Consider the following 10,706-nt stretch of genomic DNA (forward strand, 5'->3'; position numbering starts at 1 on the left):
GAGAAGGCGGTGGATTTCGCGCTCAGCGACGACCAGAAGAGCCTGCGCGATCTCGCCGCGCGGATCTTCGCCGATCATTGCACGGACGAGAGCCTGCGGGCGCTGACCAAAAGCGGAACGGGCGATGATCCGGCGCTTTGGCGTGCCCTGGCCGAAGCGGGCCTGCTCGGCATCGGCATTCCCGAAGCGCATGGCGGGCTGGGGTTCGGCATGGCCGAGCTTGGATTGCTGCTGGAGGCACAGGGACGGAGGCTGGCGCCGGTGCCGATCCTCGCCTCGCTGGTGATGGGGGCCTTGCCGGTCGCGGCTTTCGGCTCGGCCGCCCAGCAGGCGATCCTGCCGCGCGTCGCGGCCGGCGAGGCGATCCTGACGGCGGCGCTGGAGGAGGCCGGCAACCCCGATCCCATCCGGCCGATGCTGCGCGCAAGGCAATCGGGCGATGGCTGGGTGCTGGATGGCGTCAAGACGGCCGTGCCCTATGGCGCGCAGGCCGAACGGATCATCGTGCCGGCGATGGGGGAGGCAGGCGTCCTCGTCTTCCTGGTCGATCCCCGCGGCGCGGGCGTCGCGGTCGCGGACCAGCAGGGTACGGACGGCGCGCCGCAGGCGGAGATCAGGTTCGATGCCGCGCCGGTGGGCGCGGCCGATCTGCTCGGCAAGGCCGGTGACGGCGACGCCATCGCCCGCTGGATCGTGGACCGCGCCCGCGCCGGGCTGGCGCATCTGCAGGTCGGCATATGCGCCGAGGCGCTCCGGCGCACGGCGGCTTATTCCAGCGAACGCACCCAGTTCGATCGGCCGCTGGGATCGATGCAGGCGGTGCAGCATCGCGTGGCGGACGGGTTCATCGATGTCGAGGCGATGCGATCCACCGCGATGCGCGCGACATGGCTGCTGGGCGAGGGGATCACGTCCCCGGCCGAGATCGAGACGGCCAAATATTGGGCGGCGATCGGCGGGCATCGCGTGGCGCACAGCGCCCAGCATCTCCACGGCGGGATCGGCGCGGATACGGATTATCCCATCCACCGCTATTTCCTGGCGGCCAAGCGGGTGGAGGTCGCGCTGGGCGGCGCCCAGCCCATGCTGGCCGCGATCGGCCGCGCCATTGCGGCCGGCGAAACCCAGTTGCTCTCAGGGGTTGAGGCATGACCTTCGACGATATCCGGCCCGGGCAGGCGCTGCCCGAACTCGCCATCCCGATCACCGCCTCGGCGATCGTCGCGGGCGCCATCGCCACCAACGATTTCCAGGACGTCCATCATGACAAGGCCGCCGCGCAGGCGACGGGCGTGCCGGATATCTTCATGAACATCCTGACCACCAACGGCCTCGTCCAGCGGTTCGTCACCGACTGGACCGGGCCGGCGGCGCGCATTCGCAAGATCGCGATCCGGCTGGGGGCGCCCAATTTCGTCGGTGACGTCATGAAGCTCAATGGCGAGGTCGAGGCCGTCGATCAGGACGGGCGGACGGCCGACATCAGGATATCCGGCCGCAACGGCATCGGCGAGCATGTCGCCGCCACCGTCACCATCGGCTTTGCGGAAGGAGCGCGCTGATGGGCATGATCAGCAACCAGGCGGCGATCGCGGGCATCGGCGCCACGGAATTCTCCAAGAATAGCGGGCGTTCGGAACTGCGCCTCGCGGTGGAGGCGACGCTCGCCGCGCTGGCCGACGCCGGCATCGATCCGGCGGAGGTGGACGGGCTTTCCACCTACACCATGGACAATAATCCCGAGATCGAGCTGTTCCGCGCGATCGGCGGCCGGCAGCTCAAATTCCACAGCCGCATCCATTATGGCGGCGGGGCGGCCTGCGCGCCGATCCTGCATGCCGCGATGGCGATCGCGGCCGGCATCGCCGAGGTGGTCGTCTGCTACCGCGCGATGAACGAGCGATCGCAATATCGCTTCGGCACCGGCCACACGCCGCCGCCGGTGCCGACCGCGGAGTCCGCCCATTATGGCTGGTATGTGCCCTTCGGCCTGATCTCGCCCGCATCCTGGGTGGCGATGCAGGCGCGGCGCTACATGCACGATCACGGCGCGACGTCGGAGGATTTCGGCCGCGTTTCCGTTGCCGCCCGCCGCCACGCCGCCACCAATCCGCGCGCCTGGTTCTATGAAAAGCCGATCACGCTGGCCGATCACCAGGCCAGCCGCTGGATCGTCGAGCCGCTTCGCCTGCTCGATTGCTGCCAGGAATCGGACGGTGCCGTCGCGGTGGTCGTCACCTCGCTGGAACGCGCGCGCAGGCTGCGCAACGCGCCCGCCGTGATCCGCGCGGCGGCGCAGGGCGCGGGCGACGACAGCCAGATGATGACCAGCTATTACCGCAAGGATATCGGCCGCATATCGGAAATGAACATCGTCGCCGACCAGCTCTACGCCCAGGCCGGCATCGGCCCGGCCGACGTGCAGGCGGCGATCCTGTACGACCATTTCACCCCCTTCGTGCTGCCGCAGCTCGAGGCGTTCGGATTTGCGAAGGAGGGTCAGGCCAGGGATTTCATCCGCGAGGGCAATATCGAGCTGGGCGGCCGGCTGCCGATCAACACCCATGGCGGCCAGCTGGGCGAGGCCTATATCCACGGGCTGAACGGCGTCGCCGAAGCCGTCCGCCTCGTGCGCGGCACCTCACCCAATCAGGTGGACGGCATCCGCAACGTGGTCGTCACCGCCGGCACCGGCGTTCCGACCAGCGGCCTGATCCTCTCGCCGGATTGACGGGACGCGATATCTCCGGGCGCGATATATTCAGCCGATATCCTCGACCTGGTCGAGATAGGCGCCATAGCCTTGCGCCTCCATCTCGGCGCGCGGGATGAAGCGCAGCGCGGCGGAATTGATGCAGTAGCGCAGGCCGCCCCGATCCCGCGGGCCATCGGGAAAGACATGGCCGAGATGGCTGTCGCCATGCGCCGATCGGACTTCCGTGCGGACCATGCCATGGCTGGTGTCGCGCAGTTCCGCCACATTGGCGGGTTCGATCGGCTTGGTGAAGCTGGGCCAGCCGCAGCCGGATTCATATTTGTCCGACGAGGCGAAGAGTGGCTCGCCCGACACGATATCGACATAGATGCCGGCTTCGTGATTGTGGAGATATTCCCCGGTGCCGGGGGCCTCGGTTCCGCTCTGCTGCGTCACGCGGAACTGTTCGGGGGAGAGCCGGGCGACGGCTTCCTCCGTCTTGCGATAGCTGGTCATGTGTGCGCTCCATGGAATGGGATGCAGGTATCGGCCGCAATATCGCGACGATGCGCCATTCCTTCCAGTGGGCGGGCAGGGGGATAGCGAAAGAAAAGCGCCCTCCGCTTTGGGGGAGGGCGCCGGGCATGTCATCCCTCAATAATGGTAGCGCAGCGTGACGGTGACGTTGCGGGGCTCGCCATAGGCAAGCTGGTTGTAGAAGCCGATCTGCGAGTAATATTTCTTATCGAACAGGTTTTCGATATTCACCTGCAGGGATAGGCCGTTCTGCAACTGGTAACGGCCCATGAGGTTGACCAGCGCATAGGGCTTCACCTTCAGGCGCTCGGGCGTGCCGAGCACCGGATTTTCGGTATCGGTATAGCTCAGCCCCTCCCAGTTCACGCCGCCGCCGACCGTGAGGCCGTCCAGCGATCCTCCGAAACGATAGGTGGAGAACAGGCGCAGAAGCTTCTGCGCGAACAACGTGTTGATGCGGTTGCCGTCGGCGTCCTTGGCCTTGAACTGGGTGTAATTGGCGCTCAGCGCCCAGCCCGGCAACAGCTCGCCGTTCGCTTCGACCTCGAAACCGGTGCTGTGCGCGCCCTCCGCCGCATAATAGGCCTGGTTGATGGTGCCCGGAACGAGCTGGCCGGGATCGGCCTGCCCCAGATTGTCCTGCTCGATCCGGAAGACCGAGATGGCGGTATTGAGCCTCCCCTGGAAGAAGCTGCTCTTCAGGCCGCCCTCATAGTTGATGCCGGTGACCGGCGGCAGGAAATCGCCGTTGCGATCCTGATAGTTCTGCGGCTGGAAGATCTTGGTATAGCTCGCATAGATCGTGTGGTTGGACGCGATGTCGTAGAGGATGCCGGCATAGGGCAGGAAGCGGTTCTTGTCGCCAAAATCGGCGATCGCGCCATAGGATGTGCCGCTGCGCTTCCAACTGCTCAGCCGCCCCCCAAGGATGACCTTCAGCTCATCCGTGATCGAAAGACGGGTCGCGCCGAAATAGCCCCATTGCTTGGTGATCTGATCGACATCGTGGGATGCGGTGCTGCTCCACACGGGTTCCGGGTAGGAGCCGTCCCATGCGAAGAAGTCGCCCGGCGTGGCGACCGTGGCCGGATCGGCGGCGAAGCTGTAGAAATCCAGATCCTGCCTGGCGTAGCTCGCGCCGAAAACCAGCTGATGCTCGCGGCCGAAAAGCTGATACTTGCCGTTGACGCGGACACCGACATCCGCCTGGTCTAGCTTGCCGTCGTAGCGGGCGCCAAAGGCACCGAGGCCCAAACCGGTCTGCTTGTCCACCTGACCCGAAAGATAGAGCAGATGCATGTTGCTCTTGTTCTCGGAATAGCTGCCATAAGCGAGGACCGACCAGTTTTCGCCGATCTGCTGGGTGAGGTTGGCGAAATAGGTCTGGTTGGTCGAACCCCAGCGCGTCCAGTCCGCGCCCACGGTCTTGGAGCGTTTCCAGTCCGTGCGCGAGCCATCGGAATACCAGACGGGCAGGCCGCCCCATTGGGTGCCGCGCGGATCATTGTCCTGATAGCTGGCGCCGAAGCTCAGCTTGGTCGTGGGCGTCAGATCGGCATCGACGACGCCGTAGAGCACGAGCTTCTTGTTGTGGAGGAGATCGGTGAAGCTGTCGCCTTCCTCATATTTGGCGACGACCCGCGCCCGCACGTCGCCATTGCCCGTGACGGGCGCGCTGACATCGGCCATCGCGAAATAATTGTCCCAGCGGCTGGCTGCGGCGGTGAGCGTCGCGGTGAAGCGATCGCTGTCGGCATGCTTGCGGATGAGGTTGATCGAGGCCGAGGGATTCCCCGCGCCGGTCAGCAGGCCGGTGGCGCCGCGCACGATCTCGACCCGCTCGTAAAGGGCGACGTCGATTTCGGATTCGCCGGCGCTGTAGGCAGAATCCCATTGCAGCGGCACCCCGTCGATCTGGTAATTGTCGATCGCGAAGCCGCGCGCGGAAAAGCCGTTGCGGGCGCTGTCGAACGCCTTGGACGACACGCCGGCGGCATTGTTGATGACGTCGCTCAGCGCACGGATGCCCTGATCCTCGAGGCGCTGCGCCGTCATCACCGTCACGGATTGCGGCGTTTCGCGGATGGAGAGGCCGAGGCCGGTGGCGGAGCCGAGCTTTTCGTTGGTGGTGTAGGAGCCGGTGACGATGATGTCGCCGCTGTCCCCGGCCTTTTCGGCTTTCGCTTCCTGTTCCGATTGCGCCCATGCCGGCGGGCTCCCGATCGCCAATGCCAAGGCAAGCGCGGCGCAGGACAGGCCGCGCCGGGACAGCGCGAGGGAAGGCAGTAGGATCATTTCAATCACCCCGGAATAGCTTGGCAAAAACGCTATTGAGAATCGTTTGCGGCAACTATGGGGTGATGCCGGACCTGTCAACATGGCCGGCGTAGAGGATCAAAATCGGCGTGAGCCGGCTCTTGGGCGCGCGTGCACTACCGCGAATGTTGCGGCCGGCCGGCCTTTCCTCAGGCGGGGGTGCCGTATTTGAGGCGGTGCGCCTCGATGCGGGCGCGGGCCTGTTCCATTTCCTGCACCTCGGTCGCCGCCAGCACGGATTCGAGCACCTGGGTCAGGTGATCGCGCATGGCGGCGCGCGCCAGATCGGGCTGGCGCAGGCGCAGCGCATCGAGGATGCGGGCATGTTCGTCCGCGCGGGGGCCGATGCCGGCGGCGTGCGCCCTGCCACTCATGATCTGATATTGGGGGGAGCGCGCCCGCGCATCCCACAGCATGTCCACGGCGGCCACCATCGCGCTGTTCTGGGTCGCCCTGGCGATGGCCAGATGGAAGCGGCGGTCGGCATCCTCGGCGGCCGCAAGCCTGTCCGCATCGCGCATTTCGTCGACCAATGCGGCAAGCGCCTCGATTTCCGCATCGGTGATGCGCGCGGCCGCCAGTGCGCAGGCCTCGCCTTCGATCAGGCGGCGAGCCTCGATCAGTTCGAACGGGCCGATATCATTCTTTACCGCCTCGCCCTCCTGGGGCAGGCGGGAGATCACATAGACGCCCGATCCCATCCGGGCTTCGACCAGCCCGTCCAGCTCGAGCGCGAAGATGGCTTCGCGGATCGTGGGGCGCGATACGGCATAAGCCTGCGCGAGCGCGCGTTCCGCCGGCAGGCGCTGGCCCACCGGATATTCGCCGGCGGCGATCCTGCCGGCAAGGTCGCGCGACACGCGCTCATATAGCCGGCCGGTATCCTCAAGCTCCATGCCCGGGTGTTAACCGGTATGGCCAATTCGGGCAATGGCGGTTCCGGCGTTCCGTTCCAGGCTTATGCTTCGGGCGACGATGAATGCGTCGAGCCGGCGTTGATTTTGGTAAGGCCAATTGATAATATTGGTCAGGGTGGAGGCGAAAGGCGCCTCCCGCATAGCTTCAGGACAGCCATGCCGAGGATCACCGCTGCGCGGGTTATCGTGACGAGCCCTGGTCGCAATTTCGTGACGCTGAAGATCGAGACGGAGGCGGGCATATATGGACTGGGCGACGCGACCCTGAACGGTCGCGAGCTGGCGGTGGCCTCCTACCTCGCCGATCATGTCGCGCCCTGCCTGATCGGGCGGGATGCGCACCGGATCGAGGATATCTGGCAGTTCCTCTACAAGGGCGCCTATTGGCGGCGCGGGCCGGTGACGATGTCGGCGATCGCGGCGGTCGATACCGCGCTGTGGGACATCAAGGGCAAGATCGCCGGGCTTCCGGTCTACCAGCTGCTCGGCGGCGCGAGCCGCGANGGCGTGATGGTCTATGGCCACGCCAATGGCAGGACGATCGAGGAGACGATCGACAATGCGCTCCATTATCAGGAGCAGGGCTATAAGGCGATCCGCCTGCAATCGGGGGTGCCGGGGCTGACCTCCACTTATGGCGTGTCGAAGGACCGTTATTTCTACGAGCCCGCCGATGCCGACCTGCCGACCGAGAATGTCTGGTCGAGCGAGAAATATCTCCGTTCGGTGCCGCCGCTGTTCGAGGCCGCGCGCGAGGCGCTGGGCTGGGACGTGCATCTCCTCCACGACATCCACCACCGGCTGACGCCGATCGAGGCGGGNCGGCTGGGCAAGGATCTGGAGCCTTATCGCCCCTTCTGGCTGGAGGATGCGACCCCGGCCGAGAACCAGGCGAACTTCCGCCTGATCCGCCAGCACACCACGACGCCGCTGGCGGTGGGCGAGGTGTTCAATTCGATCTGGGATGCCAAGCAGCTGATCGAGGAGCAGCTGATCGACTATATCCGCGCCACCGTGGTCCATGCCGGCGGGCTCACCCATCTCAGGCGGATCGCGAGCTTCGCGGACCTGCACAATGTCCGCACCGGCTGCCATGGCGCGACCGATCTGTCGCCGGTGTGCATGGCGGCGGCGCTGCATTTCGGGCTGTCGGTGCCNAATTTCGGCATCCAGGAATATATGCGCNACACCGCCGAGACCGATGCCGTCTTCCCCCATGCCTACGGCTTTGCCGACGGCCTGATGCATCCCGGCGACCAGCCGGGCCTGGGCGTGGACATCGACGAGGAGCTGGCCGCCAGATACGANTATAAGCGCGCCTACCTCCCCGTGAACCGCCTCCAGGACGGCACCATGACCAACTGGTGATCGCGGTGGGACCGCCCCGAAAGGACGGTCCGGACACGATTTCAGCAAGGCTGGCATGAACTTCCTGCCCGGCGGGAAAGCAGAATCGCGCGATCGGCCAAGGCAAACTAGGCGCGGCCCAAAAATTTCATTGTTCCGGGCCGGAACAGCGCGATCTAGATCTTCTCTACCAACTGGAAAGAGAATTTGCGGACGGCATTTCCGCCGACGTGATTGTGCGCGCGCTTTTTGTCTACTTTTTCTATAGATAAGGGGAGAAGCAATGTTTAACAGGGGGAAGGGCCGATCGGGCCAGGTTGCCGGCCGATCGCTGCTCGTCGGGGTTCTGACTTGCCTGGCCAGCCTGCCGGCCGGAACGGTGGCGGCGCATGCGGAAGAGCCGGAAACCACGGCCGCCGAATATGGCGCGGGCGACATCCTGGTCACGGCGCGCCGCCGCGAGGAGAATGTTCAGGACGTGCCGGTGGCGGTTTCCGTGGTCGGCAGCGCCGCGCTGGAATCCAAGGGCGCCTATAATTTGAACCGGCTGACCCAGTTGCAGCCGACCCTGCAGTTCTTTTCGACCAATCCGCGAAACACTTTCATCAACATCCGCGGCCTGGGTGCGCCGTTCGGCCTGACCAACGACGGCTTCGAGCAGGGCGTCGGCATCTATATCGATCAGGTCTATTACAACCGCATCGCGTCCGCGACGCTGGACTTCGTGGATGTGGAGCAGATCGAGGTGCTGCGCGGCCCGCAGGGCACGCTTTACGGCAAGAACACCACCGCCGGCGCGATCAACATCACGACCCGTGCGCCCTCCTTCGACTTCGAGGGCAAGGCCGAGGTTTCGCTCGGCAATTACAATTTCAAGCAGGCCAAGGCTTCGGTCTCCGGGCCGTTGAGCGACAATCTGGCCGCGCGGATCAGCGTTTCGAGCACGGATCGTCGCGGCACGATCTACAATGTGACGACCGATACCTGGATCAACTCGCAGGATAATATCGGCATCCGCGGCGCATTGCTCTGGAAGCCCACCGAGACGCTCAACATCACGCTTTCGGGTGACTGGAACCTGCAGGATCCGATCTGCTGCGGCCAGATCTATGCTCGCGTGGGAACCACCCAGCGCGCGCTCAACCGGCAATATGCCGCCCTGACCGCCTTGTTCCCCGGCTATAAGGTGCCCAGCACCAACCCGTTCGATCGCCTGACCGATCTGGATGCGGATCTGGCCGCCCGCAACGAGCTGGGCGGCGCATCGCTGCGTGCTGAATGGGATGTCGGCGGCGGCACCCTGACCTCGGTCACTGCATGGCGCTATTGGGATTGGGGGCCGAAGAACGATCGCGATTTCACCGGGCTTCCGGTCTATACCAAGGTCAACAATCCGACCCATCAGGATCAGTATACGCAGGAACTGCGCTACGCCTATGAAGCGAACAAGTTCGATTTCGTGGTCGGCGGTTTCGCTTTCTATCAGAAGATCCACACCACGGGCGTCCAGGAAACCGGCACGGCCGCCAGCGCGTGGCTGCTGGCGCCGAGCAGCCCGCTTTCGCTCAATCCCGCCGTGCTCAACGGCGTGCTGGCCGAAAATGACATCCGGCTGAAGAATCTCAGCCTTGCCGCCTTCGGCAAGCTCAACTGGCACCTGACCGACGAACTGACGATCTCGCCGGGCATCCGCATCAACTATGACAAGAAGGAAGGGCTCTATGACTCGGTCGTGACGGGCACGGCCTCCGACGGCACGCGCCAGATAATCAGCAGCGATCCCGCGAGCCCTTATTATAACGATCCGTGGACCGCAGCGCAGCGTGGCGTGCAGGCGTCCCAGTTCTTCGAGCCCGATTTCAGCGACTGGAATCTCTCCTACGACCTCAACGTCTCCTACAAGTTCACGCCCGACGTGATGGCCTATGCGACCTATGCGCGGTCGTTCAAAACCGGCGGCATCAACCTGAATGGCGTGCCGAGCCACGCCGACGGCACCCCGGCGCTGGAGGTCGCGCAGATCAAGCCGGAGAAGGTCAACCACTTCGAGCTGGGGGTGAAGACCCAGTTCTGGGATCGCCGGGCGACGTTCAACCTCACCGGCTTCTGGACCGAGATCAAGGATTTCCAGGCCAGCGTGATCAGCAATGTCAGCGGCAGCAACGTGCTGCGCGGCTATCTTGCCAACGCCGACAAGGTTCGCGTCCGCGGTATCGAGGCCGATTTCACCGTGCGCCCCTCGGAACGCCTGAACGCCTATCTGAGCGGCGCCTTCACCGATCATGAGTTCAAGAAGTTCGTCGACGCGCCTTGCCCGCCCGAACTGGCGGGCGGCGGCACCGGCACGCCCGTGGGGCCGCCGGCCACGCCCGGCGCCAACAGCCCGGCCAATTGCGATGTCTCCGGGCAGTGGATGCCGGGTATCTCGAAATGGGCTTTCTCCTGGGGTGCCGAATATAACATCCCGGCGACCATCCTCGGCCGCGATGGCCAGGCCTATCTCGGCTATGACGCCAACTACCGTTCGAAATTCTCGTCCAACGCCTCGCGGTCGATCTACACCGACATCTCCGGCTATTCGATCCATAACTTCCGCGCGGGCTTCCGCACCGACAATTTTGATATCTTCGGGTGGGTGCGTAACGCGTTCGATCAGAATTACTTCGAATCGCTGGCAGTCACGCCGGGTAATACCGGTCTGATCTCCGCCCAGCTGGGAGATCCCCAGACCTGGGGCGGCACGATCAAATTCTCCTTCTGATGATCGTGCCCGGCCGGGAGTGCAGCCGCATTCCCGGCCGGTCTCGGAGGAGCCGGAAGGCCATCGCGTTGCGACAGGTTTCGCCGGGATCGAGCCGGGCCGAAGGAAGATCGGTCCGGTTCGGCGCTTCGGG

At 64.8% G+C, this 10,706-nt stretch carries 8 protein-coding genes; 5 read left to right on the forward strand and 3 right to left on the reverse strand.

The genetic code is table 11. From position 1 onward, the window contains the following. The first annotated feature begins 9 nt into the window (after positions 1 to 9). Genes BHE75_RS06440 through BHE75_RS06450 form a run of 3 tightly spaced genes read left to right on the forward strand, consistent with a single transcriptional unit; the run spans position 10 to position 2,731 of the window. The gene (locus BHE75_RS06440) at positions 10 to 1,152 is read left to right on the forward strand and encodes an acyl-CoA dehydrogenase family protein (protein ID WP_070933202.1); all 1,143 of its coding nucleotides are present in this window, start codon (positions 10 to 12) and stop codon (positions 1,150 to 1,152) included. Continuing rightward, entirely contained in the window at positions 1,149 to 1,562 is a 414-nt protein-coding gene (locus BHE75_RS06445; protein ID WP_070933203.1) for a MaoC family dehydratase, read from the forward strand. The genes BHE75_RS06440 and BHE75_RS06445 overlap by 4 nt, the downstream gene beginning before the upstream one ends. Beyond that, positions 1,562 to 2,731 (forward strand): lipid-transfer protein, encoded by a 1,170-nt coding sequence (locus BHE75_RS06450; protein ID WP_070933205.1) that lies wholly within the window; start codon positions 1,562 to 1,564, stop codon positions 2,729 to 2,731. Before BHE75_RS06445 ends, BHE75_RS06450 begins: the two co-directional genes overlap by 1 nt. 30 nt (positions 2,732 to 2,761) lie before the next feature. On the opposite strand, the gene msrB is transcribed toward BHE75_RS06450, so the two are convergent. From msrB to BHE75_RS06465, 3 genes are all read right to left on the reverse strand, one after another. After that, positions 2,762 to 3,211, reverse strand: coding sequence for a peptide-methionine (R)-S-oxide reductase MsrB (gene msrB, locus BHE75_RS06455; protein WP_070933207.1), 450 nt, complete (start codon positions 3,209 to 3,211; stop codon positions 2,762 to 2,764). Positions 3,212 to 3,349: 138 nt separating this feature from the next. Beyond that, positions 3,350 to 5,527 (reverse strand): TonB-dependent siderophore receptor, encoded by a 2,178-nt coding sequence (locus BHE75_RS06460; RefSeq protein ID WP_070933209.1) that lies wholly within the window; start codon positions 5,525 to 5,527, stop codon positions 3,350 to 3,352. 170 nt (positions 5,528 to 5,697) lie between these two features. Continuing rightward, positions 5,698 to 6,444, reverse strand: a complete 747-nt coding sequence (locus BHE75_RS06465) for a FadR/GntR family transcriptional regulator (protein ID WP_070933211.1) — start codon at positions 6,442 to 6,444, stop codon at positions 5,698 to 5,700. Between the two features lie 177 nt (positions 6,445 to 6,621). Here BHE75_RS06465 and manD point away from each other — a divergent pair, with 177 nt between their 5' ends. Both manD and BHE75_RS06475 read left to right on the forward strand, forming a co-directional pair. Beyond that, positions 6,622 to 7,833 carry a D-mannonate dehydratase ManD gene (manD, locus tag BHE75_RS06470; RefSeq protein ID WP_070933213.1) on the forward strand — a complete coding sequence of 404 codons (1,212 nt, stop codon included), beginning with the start codon at positions 6,622 to 6,624 and terminating at the stop codon, positions 7,831 to 7,833. A gap of 262 nt (positions 7,834 to 8,095) precedes the next feature. Further along, positions 8,096 to 10,573, forward strand: a complete 2,478-nt coding sequence (locus tag BHE75_RS06475) for a TonB-dependent receptor (protein WP_070933215.1) — start codon at positions 8,096 to 8,098, stop codon at positions 10,571 to 10,573. The last annotated feature ends 133 nt before the right edge of the window (positions 10,574 to 10,706 follow it).

The organism is Edaphosphingomonas haloaromaticamans, assembly GCF_001853345.1.
Taxonomy (GTDB): Bacteria; Pseudomonadota; Alphaproteobacteria; order Sphingomonadales; family Sphingomonadaceae; genus Sphingomonas_E; species Sphingomonas_E fennica.